The organism is Acinetobacter lwoffii, assembly GCF_024129685.1.
GTDB lineage: Bacteria > Pseudomonadota > Gammaproteobacteria > Pseudomonadales > Moraxellaceae > Acinetobacter > Acinetobacter lwoffii_X.
In genome coordinates this window covers 1-21,704 of sequence record NZ_JAMXXL010000016.1, presented here as the reverse complement: position 1 = coordinate 21,704, position 21,704 = coordinate 1, and the positions used below count along the sequence as shown (strand labels likewise).

Below are 21,704 nucleotides of genomic sequence, written 5' to 3'. Positions count from 1 at the left end.
AAAATGGATTGCTTCAGTGATTGCGCTGCATGAATTGGACATAAAAAAACCAGCACGTCAGTGCCGGTTTTTTTAATCAATTTAACCTAAGGTTAAATCGATTTTTTAACTCATTACATAGAAGCAAGAGCAGCATTCAACGTTGCACTTGGACGCATCACTGCATTTACTTTCTCTTGATCAACTGCGTAGTAACCGCCGATGTCTACTGATTTGCCTTGAACTTCTGTAAGCTCAGCAACGATTTTCTCTTCATTTTCAGCTAAAGTTTTTGCAAGTGGTGCAAATTTCGCTTTCAATTCAGCATTTTCGTCTTGAGCAGCCAAAGCTTCAGCCCAGAATTTCGCCAGGTAGAAATGGCTACCACGGTTGTCCAATTCGCCAGTACGACGAGAAGGAGACTTGTCGTTATCCAGCAATTTGCCAGTCGCTTGGTCTAAAGTTTTAGCAAGTAACTTGATGTCGTCATTGCCTTCTTTAATACCCATTTCTTCTAAAGACACCGCCAACGCCATGAATTCACCCAGTGAATCCCAACGTAAGTGGTTTTCTTCAACTAACTGCTGTACGTGCTTAGGAGCAGAACCGCCTGCGCCTGTTTCGTACATGCCGCCACCTGCCATTAATGGCACGATTGACAACATTTTCGCAGATGTACCCAATTCCATGATCGGGAACAAGTCAGTCAGGTAGTCACGCAGGATGTTACCTGTTACCGAAATAGTATCTAGACCGCGAGCCACACGTTCAAGCGTATAACGCATTGCACGTACTTGTGACATGATCTGGATATCAAGACCAGTGGTGTCATGATCCTTCAGGTATTTTTCAACTTTCTTGATCAGTTCGTTTTCGTGTGGACGGTACGGGTCAAGCCAGAAGATTGCTGGCATGCCAGAGTTGCGTGCACGAGTCACAGCAAGTTTCACCCAGTCGCGGATCGGTGCATCTTTCACCTGACACATACGCCAGATATCGCCTTCTTCCACATTTTGAGACATTAACACTTCACCTGTTTCTAGGTCAGTGATGTTCGCAACACCTGCTTCAGGAATTTCGAAAGTCTTGTCATGTGAACCGTATTCTTCCGCTTTTTGCGCCATCAAACCCACGTTAGGTACAGTACCCATGGTTTTTGGATCGAAGTTGCCATTCCATTTACAGAAATTGATCATTTCCTGGTAAATACGTGCGAAAGTTGATTCAGGCATGACTGCTTTACAGTCGTAAGGCTTGCCGTCAGCGCCCCACATTTTACCGCCACCACGAATCATTGCAGGCATAGAAGCATCTACAATCACGTCGTTTGGTGAATGGAAGTTAGTGATGCCTTTTGCAGAATCAACCATCGCTAAAGCTGGACGGTGTTCTTGACAAGCATGTAAATCAGCAATGATTTCTTCACGTACAGAGGTTGGTAAAGTTTCAAGCTTTTCGTAAAGACCCGCCATACCGTTATTGACATTAATGCCAAGCTCATCAAAAAGCTTGCCATGTTTTTCGAATGCTTCTTTGTAGTAGATTCTTACACAGTGACCAAATACGATTGGGTGAGACACCTTCATCATGGTTGCTTTAACGTGTAAAGAGAACAGGATGCCTGCTTCACGACAGTCTTCAAGTTCTTTCTCGTAGAAGTCGCAAAGTGCTTTCTTGCTCATGAACATTGAATCGATGATTTCGCCGTCCAGAAGCGCAACTTTTGGCTTAAGAACAATCGCTTCACCAGACTTGGTGATCAATTCCATTTTCACATCACGTGCGCGGTCTAAAGTCATCGACTTTTCGCCGTGGTAGAAGTCACCTTCGTCCATGTGTGAAACGTGAGTTTGCGACCACTGTTTCCACTCGCTCATAGAGTGCGGGTGTTTTTTCACGTAGTTTTTAACGGCAGCAGGTGCACGACGGTCTGAGTTACCTTCACGTAGAACAGGGTTTACTGCTGAACCAAGACATTTGCTATAACGTGCCTTGATTGCTTTTTCTTCTTCAGTGGTCGGGTTTTCAGGATAGTCAGGGATTGCATAGCCTTTAGACTGAAGTTCCTTGATACACGCTGTTAGCTGGCCAACAGAAGCACTGATATTTGGGAGTTTGATAATGTTCGTGTCTGGATCTTGTGTAAGACGACCTAGCTCAGCTAGAGTGTCAGGCACCTTTTGCTCTTCGCTTAGGTAATCTGTAAATTCGGAGAGCACGCGCACAGCTACAGAGATGTCACTTTTGACGATCTCAACGCCAGCTGGCTTAGTAAAGGTCTCAATGATCGGCAGCAGAGAATAAGTCGCCAGTAATGGCGCCTCGTCGGTCAGTGTGTAAATGATAGTTGACTTTCCACCAGCCATATATAGCCCCTTGCGTTGGATTGAGTTTCTGAGGACCGAACTTTTGGCCCAGCCTCTTTGAACCGATTTGCTTAAATAAAAACATTGAGAGTATCGTCTTTCAGCGCATTTCAGTCAACGAAATATGCCTTTAGATTGAAATTTGGGCGAAAATTTGTACAGATTTGTGCGGTTTAGTCGTGTTTGTATTTTGTACAAAAAAATAATCCTCTATCGCTGTAAATCCTGATGAAAATGATCGGAAATGATTCGCTAGCCAATTGTATTCACTGAAAATGGTTTTTTGATCCTGACACAGGCTTAAACTGATCCTCGATATGGAGATGGATACCGAGTGACTGGATGCTGTTTGCGCAAATTCAGTCAGGCTGATGATGCAAATTTGTCCTTGGCAGATGGCTACATCATCATGGAATAGCTTTGCGCTATACTGGCAAGCATCAATGAAATGATCTTAAAGATTGACGTTAACAAGGAAATGTAATGCCCAGCTTGTTTATTGTGATGCTCGGTGGTCGTCATGCCCGTGCCAATACAGAAGTTCATGATGTAGTTTTGGCAATAGGAGAGAGTCTGGAAGATACCTATCCGCAATTAAAAAATGCCTGGTTTGCGGAACAGAAAGGTTTGCATATTGATGCCTGGGCGCAAATCAACGGGCTAGAGTTCGAGGGCAAGTCCTATACGCTGCAATTTACTGATGCACAGCCACAGCAATCCGATGAAAAACTTTGGCTGATTAATCTGGGTGGTTATGATCCACGTGAGTTTGGCGAGTTGCATCGTTATGTGCTGGTGGTTGCGCAGAATGCTATGGTGGCCAAACAGCGTGGTAAAGTTTACTTCGCCCGGCACTGGCAAAAACAGCATACCGACCGTGTGCTGGATGTGGATGACTGTATTGCCATTGACCAGGTTTATGGTCGTTATGTACAACTGCTGGAGGGCAGTTTTAGTGGCAATCGCTGGGAAAATACTTATCTCACGATTTAACGCTGTTTGTGATTGAATTAAACCTGCGGCTGGCTTGATGATTCGATAAGCGGTTTAAAAAATCTCTTTATCAAAATTTAATAATTGGCATAATACTGCCAAGGAAAAACAGTTTTGACTGAGATGGAATGTCTTAAATGGATTTAATTCAGGCAAATGGACAACCGCGTTATGGACGTTTCAAGGAGCTTCCAAAAAGTATTGACTATCAGGCATATCAATACAAGAATCCTTATGGTCATGTGCTGTCAGGCTGGCGTAAGCATCTAAAATATAAAAAATTCAAATTCTGTAGTATTCAGCACGAGCATTATACGATTGGACTGGCGATTGCCGATATCGCATGGGCAGGGCATGGTTTTGTCTATGTCTATAACCATATGACCAATGAAGTGCTGGAATGGAATGCGATTAATTTCCTGTCACGCAACACTGTGCTGGATGAACAGCCACTGTTTAATCATAGTTATTTCCATAATTCACCTTTTCAGATCGATATCCAGCATGCCAACGGCGTGCGTTATATCAATGTCAGCAAATATGGCGAGATTAAACTCAGTGCGCGAATTTTTTGTGCCGGAACTGATCCACTGAGTATGTGCAGTCCGACCGGCATCAACGGCTGGACCTATACCCAGAAATTAACCACCTTGGGCTGTGAAGGTTTTTTCATTAACAAGCAAGGTGAAACCATCCAGTTTAATGAACGCAGCTTTGCCTCATTAGATGATACGTGTGGCTTTTTACGCCCGGAAACGGCTTGGTTCTGGCTGTCCTGTAATTTCTGGGATGTGAACCAGAACCGGATCGGCATTAATCTGGCCTCAGGCGTGAATGAAAGCTTTGGCAATGAAAACTGTCTGTGGATCAATGGAAAGATTTATCCATTGACCGATGTACTGTTCCAGCAGGAATCTGAAAACCAATGGACGATTCAGTCACTGGATGAAAAATTGAATCTGATAGTGAGTACAGGCTGGCGCCGTTATGAAAATCTGAACCTGCGTCTGGTGGGCAGCCAGTTTAGTCAGTGGCAGGCCAAGGTTTCAGGAACGATTCAGCAGGATGATCAGGAAATTATTTTACTGAATGAATATGCCTTGCTTGAGCAGCATTATGCCAAGTGGTAAATCAGATTGAGTCATTTAAAAGCCTTCAACATTGAATAATGCTGATCAGTTAAAGAATTTAGAAATAGGCTCTTTAACTTTTTAGTAGTTCACGATGGATTCTTACGTTTTAAATCAGATATTAATGAATCATTTGTTACTTTGGTTTCGCCCAAATGAGAAGCGGAGCTTCGCAAGGAAGGCATCTTGCGGAGTAATACTCCTCACCGCAAAACTTGTCAGCCACCATCCACTAGTAAATTTGTCGCAGAAATAATCATTTTTTAATGTAGTCCTGCCTCAAATAGTTGCGGATGACTTTTCCATCTATCAAATATAATACTGAATTTAAAAAATAAAATTCCAATCAATTGCTTAACTGACGGGCACTATCAACATTAAAGGCTTTTTGACTTGAGCTTAATCTTTGGCTGCCTGCCAGAAAGCTTCACCGGCCTGAATAGGATCATTGGTTTCGGCTAGAGTTTTTACCCAGACATCATATTGGGCAATTACCGGATGCTGGGAAGGATGGAAGTCTTGTTTAAACCAGTCCCGATATTGTGTACCCATACGGGTTAATTTCCCGTTACGGCCAAAAAACCAGGGCAGTCCTTTTAAATTCATTTGCAAACGTTGTAATGGTGTGAATCCATCATGTTTAAGCATGATGTTGGCGCGGTATATGGTAAAGCTGAACATGAGCAGGGTAGTAATCACCAAGCTATATTTTCGCAGAAGTTCTGGAGTTTGTGCCACATCTTTCATCACGTCAAAAGCCACATCACGATGTTCCATTTCTTCAATGGCATGCCAGGCAAACATGGCACGAACAAAAGGATGGGCATCTCTTAACGTATCTTTCTGTCCAAAAAAAGTCTCGGCCATGAGCGCAGTCAAATGCTCTGCAGCAGCAGTCACCGCAATATTGTATTCAGGTGAGCGGTTTTTCAAGTCGTAATTCATCATGTAATTGAGGCGCTGGATGAACTGATCTACGGGCATGCCTTGCTCGCGCATCAGCTGATTCATTTTTTCATGGGCAATGCCATGCTGTGCTTCCTGACGAATAAAATCTGCAACACGCTGCTGTAGTTCCGGGTCTGTGATTTGCTCGCGGAACAGGCGTACACTCTGAATAAAATAGCGCTCACCATCAGGAAATGTCAGGCTCAGGGCATCGAACATGCGGGTCAGAAAGGGATCACCGCCAAACCAGTAGCGCGGAATTTCATCCAGTTTAAAATCAAGCTGGGTCCGGACCACGGGCTTTATCAAAGATTTTAATACTGCATTCATCTTGTACGTTCTTTTTTATGACGATGCTGACAGTATGTCGGGGAATGCCGTAATTGTTTTGACAGTGCTTGCCAATTTTTATACATTTTATGCCAAATGAAAATAAAACTGCTTAGACTAAAGCAGGCAGCGGGAAGCGCGCATGCAAGAAATTAAAATATCCAATGGTTATATTCAGCTTTGGGCGACTTATCTGCGCAGTCTGCAAATTGAGCCTTTGGAAGCTGACTTTCTGCAAGATGTACATGAAGCGCTTGTCCCCCTGATTGATCAGCCTTTTGCCACGCAAGTGCCGCTGGAATTATTAAATCAGCTTCTGTTAAGAACCCGGCAACATTTAAACTGTCCACAACTAATTTTCGAGATCGTGCAGGTTATTCGTCCAGAACATTTTGGCGTGCTCGGCTATATGGCTTCGCGAAGCAGCAGCGTTGCGGAAATGATCCGGCATATCATTCGCTTTCAACGACTGGTGATTGATGGCAGTGAGTTTGTACCTTTGCAATTGAAGCAGCGTGAACACAGTCTTGAATTATTTTGGGCCTATCTGGATGAAAAATATAATCTGCTCAATGAGCTGACCATGGCCGCGATGGTGCAATTGGGACGCGTCATTTTGCAGGATCATCAACTGTTACTGCATTGTGTACGTTTTGCCCATGTGCCTGACATGGCGAAAATACATTATCAAAAGTTTTTCGCCAGCGAGGTGATATTTTCCCAAGCCTACTATGGCATAGAACTGGATCTACAAGGACTGGCACATCGGTCTGAGCAGGCAGATCCGATGCTGTTGCAGTTGCTGGTGCATCAGGCAGAACAGGCGATTGCCGCCAAGCCGCCCCTTGAGAATCATTTGGAACAGGCGCAGCAAATGATTGCTGAACAGCTGCGAACCCAGCATCAGGCGATTAAAGTTGAACAACTTGCTCAGCAGTTATTGATGTCGACACGGAGTTTGCAACGCTTATTTAGTACCCATGGCACTTCATTTAAAAAACTGCTGGAACAGCAGCGGATCAAACGTTGCGAGCTGTTGTTGCAGAAGGGATTAGGTCTGACCGAAATCGCCGAGCAGCTGGATTATTCTGACCAGTCGGCATTGGCACGGGCCTACAAGGCAGCCACCGGACAGACATTATTAGAGCGCAGAAAGCAGTTACACAAACAGCGCAGCTAAAAAAAGCGACCCGTATCGGTCGCTTTTTTATTTGAAGAAAATGGTGAGGTTAAGCGTTGGCTTTGATTTGAGGGAATCTAAACGCAATCGCCGCAATCGCAAAAATGGCCAGAATCCAGCAATAGTACACACCACCAATCAGTTCAACCGGTGAGATTTTTGCAATGGAACAGGCCAGTAGTAACTGTGCGCCATAGGGAATCAACCCTTGTACCACACAGGAGAAAATATCCATCAGTGCCGCAGAACGCTTAGGATCTACGCCGTATTCTTTGGCAACTTCACGTGCCATATCACCAGACAGAATAATCGCCACGGTATTATTGGCCACAAAGATATTCGAAAACACCACCAAAAAACTAATCCCGATTTCGCCAGCACGTTGCTTCCCAACTTTAAACAGACGGGTCAGGCTATAAATACGCTCGATCAGCCAGCGTAAACCGCCTTCATGCTGCATGATCGCCGACAGGCCACCCAGAAACATCGACAATAACGCCACTTCAAACATGCCGACAAAGCCATCGTAAATTGAAGTATTCAGTTTGAGCAGATCGAATTCAGCTGTGGCAAATAGGCCAAACAAGCCGGAAAGTAGTACGCCAATGGTCAGTACAGCCAGAACGTGTAAACGGCTAAAGGCCAAAATAAATACGGCGATATAAGGTAAGACCAGAAGCCAGTTAAAATCCTTGTATTCCAATGTGTTGCTACTGCCGGTACTTAACACGTAAATTAAAATAGTGACGATTGAGGCTGGAACTGCAATCCAGACATTGACTCTGAACTTGTCACGCAGTTGTACGCGTTGGCTGGTGGTCGCCGCAATGGTGGTGTCTGAAATCATGGACAGGTTATCACCGAACATGGCACCACCGACGACCGCACCAATCGCATAAATCACGTCAATATCGGTCACCTGGGTGAAACCAAAAGCGATCGGCGCACAGGCTGCAATGGTGCCCATGGAGGTACCCATCGCCGTGGCAATAAAGGCCGAGATCACAAATAACATCGGCAGAATAAATGTAGGTGGAATCACTGACAAGCCCATCTGCACGGTGGCGTCGACGCTGCCAATGGCGCTACTGACGCTGGCAAAAGCACCTGCCAGCATAAACACCATAAACATCAGGATTAAATTGGGATGACTGGCACCTCTGAGGAATTCCTCAATGCCCTGGTTGAGTTTGCCGCGATACACTAATGCAGCCAAGATAATCGCAGGCAGGGCAGCCACAGGCGCTTTCACCTGATAGAACGCGAACTCGGTTCCGATCAGGGAATGATAGATCCCACTACCCAAAAATATGGTTAAAAATACAATAAGCGGCAGCAGTGCAATGGCGCGTGCCTGCACTGTAGCCTCAGAATCAGTCTGCATAGGAGATAAAAAAGTAAGAGAATAGGACTAGTATAAAGCAGGTTTTGCTATTTCAGAAAACTTTAAATGAATGCGCTAACATCTGCATTTTTATTAATTTTTATATGATAAAAATAAGTTTATCTAAATATTCAGGATTTTAGGTAATAGCAAAATTAGGCATCTTTGATCATTGTGAAAAAAATCAAAATAATCGTAAATAGACCCTTCCGAATTGTTTTGAAATCTTCGCACAGGAAATGAAGTACTCGAGGTCGGTATCGCAGACTGTTCATTGGACAAAAAATAGCGTTACAATGCGATGTCTTGTATTTCTACATAGTCAATGCCTCAAGTTTGAAACACGTTAAGGAAAATACCACCCTATGTCACGTTTAGCCACACGATTTGGACAACTTAAATCTCAACAGCGTAAAGCTTTAGTTTCTTATGTCATGGCGGGTGATCCGCATCCAGAAGTCACAGTGCCTTTGCTGCATGAGATGGTGGAAGCGGGTGTCGACGTGATTGAGCTGGGACTTCCTTTCTCAGACCCGATGGCAGATGGGCCAGTGATTGCGCTAGCTGCTGAACGTGCTTTGGCAGGTGGAACCAATACACTGGATGCACTGCATATGGTGAAAGAATTTCGCTTGAAAGACCGCGAAACACCAGTGGTGCTGATGGGTTATCTGAATCCGGTTGAAGTAATTGGCTATGAAAAGTTTGTGGCTTATGCCTATGAATGTGGAGTAGACGGCGTACTTCTGGTGGACTTGCCACCAGAAGAAGCAAAAAGTCTGGGTGAAGTACTGGAAAAATATGACATGGATCAGATTTTTCTGCTGGCACCCACTTCAACCGATGCACGTATTCAACATGTAGCAAAACAGGCCAGCGGCTTTATTTACTATGTGTCACTGAAAGGCGTGACCGGTGCAGCAACTTTAGATGTTTCTGAAGCCGCTGCACGCATTCAAAAGATTAAAGCTGTGACTGATGTTCCTGTAGGCGTAGGTTTCGGTATCAGTGATGCTGCATCTGCGAAAGCGATGGGTGTTGCTGCCGATGCAGTTATTGTGGGTAGTGCGTTTGTAAAGCAGTTTGCAACGCTCGCACCAGAACAAGCCGTTATTGCGACGGTGAATAAAGTCAAGGAGCTTCGAGCAGCGCTCGATGAGTTAGTATGAGTCAACAAGTGAAATCAGGCAAAATTCTGAGCCCATCGACCCCATGGACGGAGCGTACTGTTCCGGGCATTCAGGTACCCGATGAGCAAACGGCATATAAAGCGACATTTACCGAGCCTACGATTGAGTGCCCTGAATGTCATGCATTGGTGACCCGTACTGCCATGTCATTCAATGCCTATGTATGTCCGCAATGTGATGAGCATTTGCGTATGAAAGCCCGTGAGCGTTTGAACTGGTTCTTTGATCAGGTACAAACAGAATTGGGTCAGGAATTTATAGCCAAAGATCCCCTGAAATTTGTCGATAGTAAAGCCTATCCAGACCGTATGGCTGAAGCGCAAAAGAAAACCGGTGAAACTGAAGCACTGGTGGTAATTCAGGGTTTGCTGAAAGGCGTACCGATGATTGCCTGTGCGTTTGAGTTCGACTTCATGGGCGGTTCTATGGGCACAGTGGTCGGTGACCGCTTTGTTCAGGCTGCAGAACATGCGATTGAAGCTCGTCAACCTTTGATCTGTTTTGCTGCTTCGGGTGGTGCTCGTATGCAGGAAGGCATGTTGTCCCTGATGCAAATGGCGCGTACTTCGGCTGCGATCCAGCGTTTAAAAGAAGCAGGTCTGCCTTATGTAGTGGTATTGACTCATCCAGTGTACGGCGGTGTGACCGCATCATTGGCAATGCTGGGTGATGTACATATTGCTGAACCGAAAGCGATGATTGGCTTTGCCGGTAAACGTGTGATCGAACAGACTGTACGTGAAAAACTGGAAGAACCGTTCCAGCGCGCGGAATATTTGCTTGATCATGGGGTAATCGATCAGATTGTTCACCGTCATGCATTACGTGATACAGTTTATCGTATCGTTACGAAGTTGATGAATTTGCATTGAACACAGCACCCTTAGCAACAGATTCTTTAAATACATGGCTCGATTATTGGAGCCATGTTCACGTTACGGGTATTGATTTAGGTCTGGAACGGGTTATTCCTGTGGCTGAAAAGCTGGGCGTGACATCTCCAGAGGCCAAAGTGCTGACGGTGGCAGGAACCAATGGTAAGGGTTCGACCACCACCACGCTGGCCGCGATCCTGAATGCGCAAGGCTTCAAGGTCGGGCTATATCAATCCCCCCACGTGTACCGTTTCAATGAGCGTGTTAAATTGCGCGGCATTGAAGTGGAAGATCAGTTGCTGATTGATGCTTTTGTTCAGGTCGATCAGGCTCGTCGCGAATGCGGTTTGAGCCTGTCTTTCTTTGAAGCCACGACACTGGCTGCTTTTGTGATTTTTAAAGATCAATGCTGTGATGTCTGGGTGCTGGAAGTTGGCTTAGGCGGCCGTCTGGATGTGGTCAATGTGGTCAATCCGGATGTGGCGGTGATTACCAATATTGGTCTGGATCATACTGACTGGCTTGGTGACACCATCGAGAAAATTGCTTTTGAAAAGGCCGGAATTATTCGCCCGGATATTCCAGTCGTGTTTGGTGGACAGCAACAGATCCCGCAAGCCATTCTAAATAAAGCTCAAGAATGTAATGCATCTTTGTATGCAATCAACCGTGATTATTTCTATAAAGCCTTTGAAGATGGCCAAAGCTGGGCTTTTGCTTCATCGGGTACGACCTTAAAACTCCCAACAGGTTCGCTGGCACTGGATAATATTTCTACCGCCGTGGCCGCCATTCTGCTGAGCGGATTAAACGTCAGCCAGCAGGCAATTGCACAAGGCATTCAAACGGCAAAATTGCCGGGACGGTTTGAAATCCGTCAAATCCAGAATAAAACCGTGATTTTTGATGCAGGACACAACCCGCATGGGGTCGAATTTCTACTGAAACAATTACGAGATTATTTAAATTACAATCAAAAATATAATGAAGTCATTTGTGTATTTTCAATGCTGGCAGATAAAGATATAAATTCTGTCGTCAAGTTATTGAAAGACACGGTGCAATTGTGGAAAATTGCACCATTATCCGTTCCACGTGCGGCAGACGTCACAGTTTTGGCTGATGCTTTAAACGGTGAGGCGGTAGAACAATTTGACAATGTAAAATTAGCTTTTAAATCAGCACTGGATCAAACAGATAATAATCAGCTGATTTTGGTATGTGGATCATTTCATACCTTAGAAGCGGTATGGGAGTATTTGGAAGAATGTCAATGAATAACAAACAGCGCTGGATGGGCGGTGTTGTTTTACTCGGTGGTGGTGTTTTATTGGCAGCATTACTCCTGAAAGGCCAAGATGAAATCAATCAGGACCGTCAGCAAAATCCGGCACAGGCTGCGGAAGTTGAAAATAAAGAGACAGGCAATCATTCGCTCGGTTCTTTGACGGTCGATGTGGAAACAGAAAAGCGTTTACTTGAACAGCAACGTCGTGACCGGGAAAAATCGGTTGCAGAGCAGGAAGCACGTGCAGCCGAATTTTTAGCGATGCAACAGCAGGCTGAAGCAGATGCTGCGCGTAAAGCGGCTGAAGAATATGCTGCCCTGAATGCACACCGCCTGGGACAGCAAAGTTCCGATAATATTCCGCCAGAACTGGTTGAAGACGAACAGGCCAAGCAGAAACGTCTGGCTGAAGAAAAAGCGGTGCAAGAAAAAAAGTTAGCCCAGCAGCAGCTGGACCAACAAAAAGCCAATAGTTCTACTGATGCAGCCAAGAAAGAAGCAGAGCGTAAAGCTGCTGAAAGTAAAGCCGCTGAAGAAAAACGCAAGTTAGAGCAACAGCAAAAAGCCGAAGCAGAACGTAAGGCGGCTGAAGCAAAACGTAAAACCGAGGAAGAGCGTAAAGCGGCTGAAAAGAAAGAAGCTGAACGTAAAGCAGCCGAAGAAAAACGTAAGGCCGACGAAAAGCGTAAAGCTGAAGAAGCCAAGAAAAAGGCTGCAGCCGAAGAAGCCAAGAAGAAAGCAGAAGCTGAACAGGCGCGTAAGTTACTGGAAGGTGAAGAGGACAAGCAATGGATGGTGCAGGTGGCACTGGCAGCGAATGAAGCCAATGCAGATGCTGTAGCAGCCAAACTGCGTGCCAAAGGTTATAAAGTAACCAAAAGCTCAACGTCTAAAGGTGTACGTATCATGGTGGGTCCGTCCAAAGACCGTGAGACTGCAGATGCACTTCGTAAGAAAATTGCGTCTGATGCCAGCCTGAATATGAAATCAGCTTGGGTGAACGATTGGGTGCCGCTAGATAAGCGTTAATTCTTAGTATTAATCAAAGTTTCTGTAGATGGATTCGTGAGTTGCTCGCGAATCCATTTTACATTTTCAGGGGTGAATAGATTGTCAATATTGCGCCAAATGGCATGAAAGCCATAACCGCCATGTTTCATTTCCTGTAGTGCTTGCTCAATCGGCCAATGTTCAAAAATAATCCGGTACATGGCGATACTTGCACCAGTTCGGTCTGAACCGTGATAACAATGCAAGAGCACCTTCTGGTGATTTTGTTGTGCTTGCTGAATCAGTAGCATAATTTTCAATAAATCTTCCCGATCAATTGCCCAGGTATGTATGGGTACATGATGTAGCTGAAAGTTTTCATTGCTCAAAACAAAGCTGTCTTGATCCCGTGAACGTAAATTAATAACTACATCGATTTGATGCTTTTTTAATAAAGGAATGAGTTCAGTTGAAGGCTGCTCACTACGATAGACAAAATTGCTGATTTGATGAAAATTATGATTCTGATGAATGGGCTGTCCCCAATGCTGAGGACGTTGGGGTTCAGGCAGGGCAGGCGTAGTCATGCAACCTGTGGTTAGGAGGTAGCCACTCATGAGAATTGGAAATATGCAGATTTTCATACAGAGCGTAGATGTTGTTTTTGTTATTTCAAGTTTAAAGTGAATACGAGATTTTGAATATAAAAAAGCCTATCCGAAGACAGGCTGTATCAACAAATCGAATCCGTGGCACGTCACTGTCGTATTCGATAAAGCATAAAATGTGGAAAATAGAGTTTCTCTTATCCTTTACTACGAGCTCCATCTTATCCTGTGCTACGCGCTTCGCTTGTCTTGCGCAAAATTAAAAAGGAGTCCTTTTAATTTTGCTCAGGATGGGGCGTAAGGCGTAAATAAGGTTTAACCGCTGTATAACCTTTTGGAAAACGTTGCTTGATTTCTTCCTCGTCTTTCAGTGAGGGAACAATCACCACATCATCGCCATGCTGCCAGTTCGCAGGCGTTGCTACTTTATGGCTATCGGTGAGTTGCAGGGAGTCCACCACACGCAAGATTTCATGGAAATTACGGCCGGTCGATGCAGGATAAGTAATAATCAAACGGACTTTTTTGTTGGGACCAATGACCACTAAAGAACGAACCGTTAGAGTTTCACTGGCATTTGGATGAATAAAGTCATATAGCTCGGAAACTTTACGATCCTGATCGGCAATGATCGGGAAATTCACCGTGGTGTTCTGGGTTTCATTAATATCTTTAATCCAGCCATGATGCGACTCCACATCATCAACTGACAAGGCAATCGCTTTAACACCACGTTTTGCAAACTCATCTTTCAGTTTTGCGGTATAGCCAAGTTCAGTCGTACATACCGGTGTATAGTCGGCAGGGTGTGAAAATAAAATGCCCCAGCTATCACCCAGAAAATCATAAAAATTAATCAGGCCTTCACTGGATTGCTGTTCAAAATTCGGTGCGGTATCGCCTAAACGTAAACTCATCTTTTTAGCCTCAATTGGTCTTTTAATGTCGAGATAGGATTTAATATGAATCAAATTTTTTATGATTAAAAATAGTGTTTTTTGCTTTCTTTATGAGTAAATTGCATAAGTGGGATATCCATCTATCCAGAAGCGCAAAAATCAGTCACTTAATTGACTATGTTGCACAGGGAAAATTTGCTACATTACTTTGCCTTAGATCTTAGGGCTAGAACTAAGGATCAGATTTTTTTAGCGGTTTTACAGCAAAACCCTTGTAGTTCAAATTTCTAGCACCATAATAACGACTAAGAACATATTCATTTGACAAGCAAGATTTAGAGAGTCTATTCATGTTGGCAAGTCTGATCGGAGGAATCTTCGGTACCAAAAATGAGCGCGAACTCAAACGCATGCGTAAAATCGTAGACAAGATTAATGTGCTCGAGCCGACGATATCTACCCTTAGCGATGCAGACTTATCTGCAAAAACTGAAGAATTCAAACAACGATATAATAAGGGTGAAACCCTCGATAAATTATTGCCTGAAGCATTTGCAGTCTGTCGTGAAGCGGCGAAGCGGGTGATGGGCATGCGTCATTATGACGTGCAGCTGATCGGTGGTATTACCTTGCATGAAGGCAAAATCGCAGAAATGCGTACCGGTGAAGGTAAAACCCTGATGGGTACTTTGGCCTGTTATCTGAATGCCATCAGTGGTCAGGGCGTGCATGTCATTACCGTGAACGATTACCTGGCGCAACGTGATGCCGAGTTGAACCGTCCATTATTTGAGTTTTTGGGTTTAAGCATCGGCATTATTTATTCCATGCAAAATCCGATGGAAAAAGCTGAAGCTTATCGTGCCGATATTACTTACGGTACCAATAACGAATTTGGCTTTGACTACCTGCGTGACAACATGGTGTTCTCGCTGGCTGAGAAAAAGCAGCGTGGTTTGACCTATGCGATTATCGATGAGGTCGATTCGATCCTGATTGATGAAGCACGTACCCCGTTGATTATTTCCGGTCAAAGTGAAGATTCTTCACAGCTTTATGCAGCCATCAATAATATTCCACCAAAATTACAGGCACAGAAAGAAGAGAAAGTGCCGGATGGCGGTCACTTCTGGATTGATGAAAAACAGCGTTCAGTTGAAATTACTGAAGTGGGTTTTGAAACCATTGAAAGTGAATTGATTGAAATGGGCTTGCTGGCAGAAGGCGAGAGCTTGTATTCAGCGTCGAACCTGAACCTGTTGCATCATGTCACTGCAGCGATCCGTGCCCATTATCTCTATCAACGCAATGTGCAATACATCATCAACGATGGTGAAGTGATTATTGTCGATGAAAATACCGGTCGTACCATGCCGGGACGTCGCTGGTCTGAAGGTTTGCATCAAGCCGTAGAAGCCAAAGAGGGTCTGGAAATCCAGCCGGAAAACCAGACTCTGGCAACCACAACCTTCCAGAACTATTTCCGTCTGTATAAAAAATTATCCGGTATGACCGGTACTGCTGATACTGAAGCAGCGGAAATGAAAGAAATTTATGGTCTGGATGTGGTGCTGATTCCGACCCACCGTCCAATGATTCGTCAAGACCATAACGATTTAATTTATTTAAATCGTGAAGGGAAATATAACGCGATTATTCAAGAAATTCAGCGTGTGCATGAAGCTGGTGTCGCACCAATTTTGATTGGTACAGCCACCATTGAAGCTTCTGAGATTCTGTCGGATAAGCTAAAAGCGGCAGGGATCCAGCATGAAGTACTGAATGCCAAACAGCACGAACGTGAAGCCGATATTATTGCGCAGGCCGGTGCGCCGCGTGCAGTGACGATTGCCACCAACATGGCCGGTCGTGGTACCGATATTCTCTTGGGTGGTAACTGGAAGGCGTTGCTGGCTAAAATTGAAAACCCGACTCCTGAAGATGAAACGCGTCTGAAAGCAGAATGGGATGTTAATCACCAGGCTGTGCTGGATTCAGGCGGTTTGCATATTATCGGTTCCGAGCGTCATGAATCACGCCGTATCGATAACCAGCTGCGTGGTCGTGCCGGTCGTCAAGGTGACCCGGGTGTATCGCGTTTCTATCTGTCACTTGAAGATGACTTGATGCGTATTTTTGCCGGTGATCGCGTAGTCGGCATGATGCGTGCCATGGGCTTGCAGGAAGATGAAGCGATTGAGCACAAAATGGTGTCTCGCTCGATTGAAAATGCGCAGCGTAAAGTGGAAGCACGTAACTTCGATATTCGTAAGAATTTGCTGAAATACGATGACGTCAATAACGAACAGCGTAAGATCATTTATAGTCAGCGTGACGACATTCTGGCAGAAAATTCACTGCAGGATTATATTGAAGAAATGATCCGTGAAGTGATGCAGGGTGTAATCGCCAACTATATTCCGCCTGAATCGATTCATGACCAGTGGGATAGTGAAGGTCTGGAACTGGCGCTGCGTGAAGATCTTTCGATGGATCTTCCTATCGGACAATGGCTGGAACAGGACCGTCGTCTGGATGAAGAAGCTTTGGTGGTGCGCATTACCGATGAAGTACTGAACCGCTACCGTTCACGTCGTGAACAAATGGGTGAAGAATCTGCAGCTTCGCTTGAACGTCACTTTATGCTGAATTCTCTGGATCGTCATTGGAAAGAGCATCTGGCGGCTATGGATTATTTGCGTCAAGGTATTCATTTACGTGGTTATGCGCAAAAGAATCCAGAGCAGGAATATAAAAAAGAAGCTTATAACCTGTTTGTAAACATGCTGGGTACGATTAAGTCCGATGTCGTGACAGATCTGTCACGCATCCACGTACCGACACCTGAAGAGCTGGCGGAAATGGAAGCACAGCAGCAGGCACAGGCTGAGGCAATGCGTTTGCAGTTATCTCATGAAGAGTTTGACGGCTTGCTGGCAGGTGAACATGAGGTGACGACCGAGCAAAATGTTCAGGCGAATCCTGTAGCACCAGTCTTTGAAGCACCGGCAAGTCGTAATGCACCTTGTCCATGTGGTTCAGGCCTGAAATACAAACAGTGTCATGGCAAGATCTAAACAGTGTTAAAAAAAATCAGAGCCACATGGCTCTGATTTTTTTATGTATGAAGATTTTTCAGAAATTGAATACTGTTTGCAGTCTTAGGAATTAAATGCTATTTAATGGCTCATTCAACACCTCAAAGTGGAATAACCTGAATGAAAAAAGTATTAAAAACGCTCATGATTGCCGCTTTGGCAATACCTGCCTTAAGTTTTGCACAAACTGCAGCGACCACAACAATTGATAAAGTTCAGCAAGCGGTAGGTACTAACACTGCTCAAGTACAACGTACCGATGCGCAAGTGACTGTAGCAAGCCCACGTACCGGCATCCGTTATACCTTTGCCAACCAGAACCGTCCGATTGTATTGCAGACCGCTGCGATTGCAGCTGCTAATGCGGCAAATGCAGACCGTATTGTTGCTACTAATCCTGCACTTTCTAGTGCAAGTCAACAACAAGCGAAACAGGCTTTACTAAGCGAATCTGGACAACTTGCACAAAATTAAAAATATCTTAATTTTAAAAACGTAGAAACCAGTCTTGATGACTGGTTTTTTATTGTGAAAACCCATAACAAATCTCAGGCTGGCTCAGGCTTTGGCTCGATTTTTTGTTGCAGATCAACTAAGCTGTATTTTTCTAAAACTTCAATATTGGACTTTAAAATGGCAGTTGGTGACGTATCTATGCCACAGATGCATGTGGTGAAAGGGGTTAAAATTGGTTCGGCTGAAGCCTATGTACGCTATCAGAACCGACGTGACCTGGTGATATTTGAACTGGCTGCAGGCTCCAATGTTGCTGGGGTGTTTACCCAGAATGCCTTTTGTGCAGCACCTGTGCATGTATCCAAAGCACATTTGCAAGCGGGAAATCCACGTTACCTGGTAATCAATACCGGCAATGCCAATGCAGGAACAGGTCCTACAGGCATGGCAAATGCAGAAGCCACCTGTGCCAAGTTAGCTGAACTTGCAGGCGTACAGGCTGCTGAAGTGTTGCCATTCTCGACTGGTGTGATTGGTGAGCAGCTTCCAATGGAGCGTTTGCTTACAGGTTTACAGCCTGCGCTGGATTCATTGCGTGATGATGCCTGGGGCGATGCAGCGACTGGAATCATGACCACAGATACCACTCCGAAAGGTGCGTCAGAACAGTTCGAGCTGGATGGTGTGACTTATACCATGACCGGTATTTCCAAAGGTGCAGGCATGATTCGCCCGAATATGGCGACCATGCTGGGCTATGTTGCGACGGATACACCGATCAGCCGTGAACTGGTTCAACAGTTATTAACTGAAACAGTCAATGTATCGTTTAACCGTATTACAATTGATGGCGATACCTCAACTAATGACTCGTGTATTTTTATTGCCACAGGTCAGGCCGGTGGTGCTGAAATCACTTCGACTGAAGATCCACGTTATGCAGTGGTGCTAGACGTATTGACACGTACCATGAAACGCCTTGCGCAACTGATTGTACGTGATGGTGAAGGTGCGACTAAATTCATTACCGTGACTGTAGAAGGTGGTGGCAATACTCAAGAGTGCTGCGATATTGCCTATAGCATTGCGCATTCACCGCTGGTCAAAACCGCAATCTTTGCTTCTGACCCAAACTGGGGCCGTATTCTGGCAGCGATTGGTTATGCCGGTGTGCCAAATTTAGACGTTGCAAAAATTCAGGTTTGGTTAGATGATGTACAAATCTGCAAAGATGGTGGTGCGGCAGCAGACTATACTGAAGCAGCCGGTGCCCGTGTGATGGCCCAGGCTGAAATGACGATTCGTGTTGATCTTGGACGAGGTCAGGCAAAAGATACGGTTTATACCTGTGACCTGTCGTATGACTACGTAAAAATCAATGCAGATTATCGCTCATAATTCAGATCGTTTCTAAAGCCTCCGTTGTGGGGCTTTTTTTATATCTTGTAGTTTTTAATGACTGGTCAAAAATAGCACTTCGCCAAAGATGACCGGGATGTAGGGTGAAAGGTTCATTGAATAGTGAACCATGAGGGTAGAGTAAGAGTTGTTATGAGTGATGCGACCAAATTAATAGCCAATGAAGCTAAATCGATTGTGCAGGCGCATTTAGATCGTTTAGATGTTCCTCAAGAACATCAAATGAGCCAGCAGGAAAAATTGGACAAATTTGCACAGATCAAGGCAGAGCTGGAAAAACAGGATGCTGTTTTGGTGGCGCATTATTATTGCGATCCTGAAGTCCAGGAACTGGCTGAACTAACCGGTGGCTGTGTTTCCGACTCACTGGAAATGGCGCGTTTTGGTCGCGATCATCCAGCTTCAACGCTTGTGGTAGCTGGTGTGAAATTTATGGGCGAAACCTCTAAAATTCTTTCACCCAATAAAACCGTGCTGATGCCTACCTTGGAAGCGACCTGCTCACTGGACCTGGGTTGTCCTGTTGATGAATTTACCGCTTTTTGTGATGCGCATCCGGATCATACCGTGGTGGTTTATGCCAACACGTCAGCGGCCGTGAAAGCCCGAGCCGATTGGGTCGTCACTTCAAGTTGTGCAGTGGAAATTATCGAGCATCTGGACAGTCTGGGCGAAAAAATCATCTGGGCACCAGATCAGCATCTGGGTCGTTATATCCAGAAAAAAACCGGTGCAGAGATGTTGCTCTGGGATGGCGCCTGTATCGTGCATGAAGAATTCCGTTCACGCGGTATTGCCAATATGAAAGCGCTCTATCCAGATGCGGCAGTTCTGGTACATCCCGAATCACCGATGTCTGTGGTCGAGATTGCCGATGCGGTGGGTAGTACCTCACAATTAATTAAAGCAGCACAAACTTTGCCAAATCAGCGTTTAATCGTAGCTACTGATCGCGGTATTTTTTATAAAATGCAGCAGGCAGTGCCGGATAAAATTCTGATTGAAGCACCAACCGCAGGAGAGGGGGCAACTTGTCGTTCTTGTGCGCATTGTCCTTGGATGGCCATGAACGAGCTGGATGGTATCTTGCATGTGTTACAGCATAAAGATCAGGAAGTGCATGTCGATCCGGTACTTGCTGAACGAGCTAAACTGCCTCTAGATCGCATGCTGAACTTTAGTGCCGGACTAAAACGTTAAAATTTGTATAAAAAATGTCTGAAGCGATTGATAAATAAACGCTTGAAGCGTTTTTTCGGTTTTTTTTAAATATAGGTGTTGACGTCTCCGGGCGTCGCGCCTAGAATGCACACCGTACCGAACGATGTTCGATACGAAAGCTGAGATGAATCGGAGCATAGCACAGCCTGGTAGTGCACCTGGTTTGGGACCAGGGGGTCGTAGGTTCGAATCCTACTGCTCCGACCAATTCTTCAAGGCAAATGATGTTTGCATCAGTAACGCGCTTGTAGCTCAGTTGGATAGAGCATCCGCCTTCTAAGCGGATGGTCACAGGTTCGAATCCTGTCAGGCGCGCCATTTGGTCGCTTGATGTTAAGAATCAAAATGATGGTGGATGTAGCTCAGTTGGTAGAGCCCTGGATTGTGATTCCAGTTGTCGCGGGTTCGAATCCCGTCATTCACCCCAACTTTTAAAGTTGAAATCGGAGCATAGCACAGCCTGGTAGTGCACCTGGTTTGGGACCAGGGGGTCGTAGGTTCGAATCCTACTGCTCCGACCATCTCCTTCAAGATGGTAGAGATAAAAGATACCGCGTTAAGCGGTTTTTTTATGCCTGAAATTCAATGTGAATAAAAAATATACAATTGTTATCGGTGGCTATCATGATGAATGCTCGAATTCCTATTAAATTATTTTTCATCTAATAAAACTGTGCATTGAAGATTGCTTTTTTCTCGCATTGCTTCACTCTTAATTTTAATCATTCAACAATTTAACCAGAGTTTATCTATAGAGTGATTATCTTGTTGAATGGAATTTTAATGGATGGATGAGGATTATATTTTTAAAATGGGTAAGGGATTCCATAGTAAATCTATTTTATTAACTCATCTGTTGTGTTTGATCTGAAATAAAGACAATAAAAAATTTTTAGATAGATATAGCAATTAAATTAACTAGAAATACCCATTGATAAGTAAATAAACTACTTTAAAACATCAATAATTGAATAAATTTTGAGTGAAAAATAGAAAAACCTGTATTTTTTGTAGAATAAATAAACAATCGTGATGATTTTGCTGAATTATTTAAAAATAGGGGTTGTATTGGGTTGGGAATCCTGTAGAATGCACATCCATCGGCGGTGATGAAGATTAAAACTTCTGATAAAACAGTGACTTAGTTGAGATTGATTGAGTTGGGTTTTAGAAAGAAAGTTTAAAAATAGTTTTCATTACTGGTTGACTTTCTAGAGATAGAGAGTAATATAGCCGACCTAGCTTGCTGGTGACGAATCAGCAAGAAGATCATTAAGAGATTATGAAGAACAACTTGTGTGGATTTTTACTGGTTGATTGATCGAAATTATTTTCATTGATTGATGGTAG

At 44.5% G+C, this 21,704-nt stretch carries 16 protein-coding genes and 4 tRNA genes; 15 read left to right on the top strand and 5 right to left on the bottom strand.

Annotated elements, in window-relative coordinates:
* Window positions 1–113: 113 nt before the first annotated feature.
* Window positions 114–2,345, bottom strand: a complete 2,232-nt coding sequence (locus tag NI464_RS09125; RefSeq protein ID WP_253138206.1) for an NADP-dependent isocitrate dehydrogenase — start codon at window positions 2,343–2,345, stop codon at window positions 114–116.
* A 483-nt stretch (window positions 2,346–2,828) separates the two neighbouring features.
* Between NI464_RS09125 and NI464_RS09120 the strand changes: the two genes are divergently transcribed.
* Both NI464_RS09120 and NI464_RS09115 read left to right on the top strand, forming a co-directional pair.
* Window positions 2,829–3,338: a DUF1543 domain-containing protein gene (locus NI464_RS09120; protein ID WP_253138205.1), complete on the top strand. Its 510-nt coding sequence runs from the start codon at window positions 2,829–2,831 to the stop codon at window positions 3,336–3,338.
* A 137-nt stretch (window positions 3,339–3,475) separates the two neighbouring features.
* On the top strand, window positions 3,476–4,468 hold the full coding sequence (locus NI464_RS09115) for a DUF2804 domain-containing protein (RefSeq protein WP_253138204.1): 993 nt from the start codon (window positions 3,476–3,478) through the stop codon (window positions 4,466–4,468).
* A 399-nt stretch (window positions 4,469–4,867) separates the two neighbouring features.
* Here NI464_RS09115 and NI464_RS09110 read toward each other — a convergent pair whose 3' ends face one another.
* The gene (locus NI464_RS09110; RefSeq protein WP_253138203.1) at window positions 4,868–5,746 is read right to left on the bottom strand and encodes a metal-dependent hydrolase; all 879 of its coding nucleotides are present in this window, start codon (window positions 5,744–5,746) and stop codon (window positions 4,868–4,870) included.
* A 142-nt stretch (window positions 5,747–5,888) separates the two neighbouring features.
* Between NI464_RS09110 and NI464_RS09105 the strand changes: the two genes are divergently transcribed.
* On the top strand, window positions 5,889–6,926 hold the full coding sequence (locus NI464_RS09105) for a helix-turn-helix transcriptional regulator (protein WP_253138202.1): 1,038 nt from the start codon (window positions 5,889–5,891) through the stop codon (window positions 6,924–6,926).
* Window positions 6,927–6,975: 49 nt separating this feature from the next.
* Here the strand turns inward: NI464_RS09105 and NI464_RS09100 are convergent, their stop codons facing one another.
* On the bottom strand, window positions 6,976–8,310 hold the full coding sequence (locus tag NI464_RS09100) for a Na+/H+ antiporter NhaC family protein (RefSeq protein ID WP_253138201.1): 1,335 nt from the start codon (window positions 8,308–8,310) through the stop codon (window positions 6,976–6,978).
* Window positions 8,311–8,675: 365 nt separating this feature from the next.
* Between NI464_RS09100 and trpA the strand changes: the two genes are divergently transcribed.
* From trpA to NI464_RS09080, 4 genes are read left to right on the top strand one after another with little or no spacing between them, the layout of a single operon-like run.
* On the top strand, window positions 8,676–9,479 hold the full coding sequence (trpA, locus tag NI464_RS09095; protein ID WP_005106102.1) for a tryptophan synthase subunit alpha: 804 nt from the start codon (window positions 8,676–8,678) through the stop codon (window positions 9,477–9,479).
* A complete protein-coding gene (accD, locus tag NI464_RS09090; RefSeq protein ID WP_004645174.1) occupies window positions 9,476–10,372 on the top strand; it encodes an acetyl-CoA carboxylase, carboxyltransferase subunit beta in 897 nt (298 codons plus the stop codon). Before trpA ends, accD begins: the two co-directional genes overlap by 4 nt.
* A complete protein-coding gene (folC, locus tag NI464_RS09085) occupies window positions 10,369–11,652 on the top strand; it encodes a bifunctional tetrahydrofolate synthase/dihydrofolate synthase (protein WP_195725613.1) in 1,284 nt (427 codons plus the stop codon). Before accD ends, folC begins: the two co-directional genes overlap by 4 nt.
* Complete coding sequence (locus NI464_RS09080) at window positions 11,649–12,692, top strand: SPOR domain-containing protein (protein WP_005252804.1); 1,044 nt, start codon at window positions 11,649–11,651, stop codon at window positions 12,690–12,692. The genes folC and NI464_RS09080 overlap by 4 nt, the downstream gene beginning before the upstream one ends.
* Here the strand turns inward: NI464_RS09080 and NI464_RS09075 are convergent.
* Together NI464_RS09075 and NI464_RS09070 are read right to left on the bottom strand one after the other, a co-directional pair.
* Window positions 12,689–13,297 carry a dual specificity protein phosphatase family protein gene (locus NI464_RS09075; RefSeq protein ID WP_253138200.1) on the bottom strand — a complete coding sequence of 203 codons (609 nt, stop codon included), beginning with the start codon at window positions 13,295–13,297 and terminating at the stop codon, window positions 12,689–12,691. The two genes, NI464_RS09080 and NI464_RS09075, sit on opposite strands and share 4 nt — an antisense overlap.
* 239 nt (window positions 13,298–13,536) lie before the next feature.
* Entirely contained in the window at window positions 13,537–14,178 is a 642-nt protein-coding gene (locus tag NI464_RS09070) for a peroxiredoxin (RefSeq protein ID WP_253138199.1), read from the bottom strand.
* A gap of 332 nt (window positions 14,179–14,510) precedes the next feature.
* Between NI464_RS09070 and secA the strand changes: the two genes are divergently transcribed.
* The 8 genes from secA (at window position 14,511) to NI464_RS09030 (ending at window position 20,875) form a co-directional block, all read left to right on the top strand.
* On the top strand, window positions 14,511–17,237 hold the full coding sequence (gene secA / locus NI464_RS09065; RefSeq protein ID WP_004645180.1) for a preprotein translocase subunit SecA: 2,727 nt from the start codon (window positions 14,511–14,513) through the stop codon (window positions 17,235–17,237).
* A gap of 141 nt (window positions 17,238–17,378) precedes the next feature.
* Window positions 17,379–17,732: a hypothetical protein gene (locus NI464_RS09060; protein ID WP_004645181.1), complete on the top strand. Its 354-nt coding sequence runs from the start codon at window positions 17,379–17,381 to the stop codon at window positions 17,730–17,732.
* Window positions 17,733–17,891: 159 nt separating this feature from the next.
* On the top strand, window positions 17,892–19,112 hold the full coding sequence (gene argJ, locus NI464_RS09055; protein ID WP_005252791.1) for a bifunctional glutamate N-acetyltransferase/amino-acid acetyltransferase ArgJ: 1,221 nt from the start codon (window positions 17,892–17,894) through the stop codon (window positions 19,110–19,112).
* 153 nt (window positions 19,113–19,265) lie between these two features.
* On the top strand, window positions 19,266–20,333 hold the full coding sequence (gene nadA / locus NI464_RS09050; RefSeq protein ID WP_253138198.1) for a quinolinate synthase NadA: 1,068 nt from the start codon (window positions 19,266–19,268) through the stop codon (window positions 20,331–20,333).
* A gap of 151 nt (window positions 20,334–20,484) precedes the next feature.
* A tRNA-Pro gene (locus NI464_RS09045) sits at window positions 20,485–20,561 on the top strand.
* Between the two features lie 34 nt (window positions 20,562–20,595).
* Window positions 20,596–20,672 (top strand) — tRNA-Arg (locus tag NI464_RS09040).
* Window positions 20,673–20,705: 33 nt separating this feature from the next.
* Window positions 20,706–20,781: transfer RNA gene (locus NI464_RS09035), tRNA-His, on the top strand.
* Between the two features lie 17 nt (window positions 20,782–20,798).
* Window positions 20,799–20,875 (top strand) — tRNA-Pro (locus tag NI464_RS09030).
* Window positions 20,876–21,704: the final 829 nt, after the last annotated feature.

Coding starts and splice junctions, on each gene's coding strand:
- argJ (WP_005252791.1), top strand. CDS start 17,892: ATGGCAGTTGGTGACGTATCTATGCCACAGATGCATGTGGTGAAAGGG.
- NI464_RS09120 (WP_253138205.1), top strand. CDS start 2,829: ATGCCCAGCTTGTTTATTGTGATGCTCGGTGGTCGTCATGCCCGTGCC.
- NI464_RS09100 (WP_253138201.1), bottom strand. CDS start 8,310: ATGCAGACTGATTCTGAGGCTACAGTGCAGGCACGCGCCATTGCACTG.
- nadA (WP_253138198.1), top strand. CDS start 19,266: ATGAGTGATGCGACCAAATTAATAGCCAATGAAGCTAAATCGATTGTG.
- secA (WP_004645180.1), top strand. CDS start 14,511: ATGTTGGCAAGTCTGATCGGAGGAATCTTCGGTACCAAAAATGAGCGC.
- NI464_RS09070 (WP_253138199.1), bottom strand. CDS start 14,178: ATGAGTTTACGTTTAGGCGATACCGCACCGAATTTTGAACAGCAATCC.
- NI464_RS09060 (WP_004645181.1), top strand. CDS start 17,379: ATGAAAAAAGTATTAAAAACGCTCATGATTGCCGCTTTGGCAATACCT.
- trpA (WP_005106102.1), top strand. CDS start 8,676: ATGTCACGTTTAGCCACACGATTTGGACAACTTAAATCTCAACAGCGT.
- NI464_RS09115 (WP_253138204.1), top strand. CDS start 3,476: ATGGATTTAATTCAGGCAAATGGACAACCGCGTTATGGACGTTTCAAG.
- NI464_RS09125 (WP_253138206.1), bottom strand. CDS start 2,345: ATGGCTGGTGGAAAGTCAACTATCATTTACACACTGACCGACGAGGCG.
- NI464_RS09105 (WP_253138202.1), top strand. CDS start 5,889: ATGCAAGAAATTAAAATATCCAATGGTTATATTCAGCTTTGGGCGACT.
- NI464_RS09080 (WP_005252804.1), top strand. CDS start 11,649: ATGAATAACAAACAGCGCTGGATGGGCGGTGTTGTTTTACTCGGTGGT.
- accD (WP_004645174.1), top strand. CDS start 9,476: ATGAGTCAACAAGTGAAATCAGGCAAAATTCTGAGCCCATCGACCCCA.
- NI464_RS09110 (WP_253138203.1), bottom strand. CDS start 5,746: ATGAATGCAGTATTAAAATCTTTGATAAAGCCCGTGGTCCGGACCCAG.
- NI464_RS09075 (WP_253138200.1), bottom strand. CDS start 13,297: ATGAAAATCTGCATATTTCCAATTCTCATGAGTGGCTACCTCCTAACC.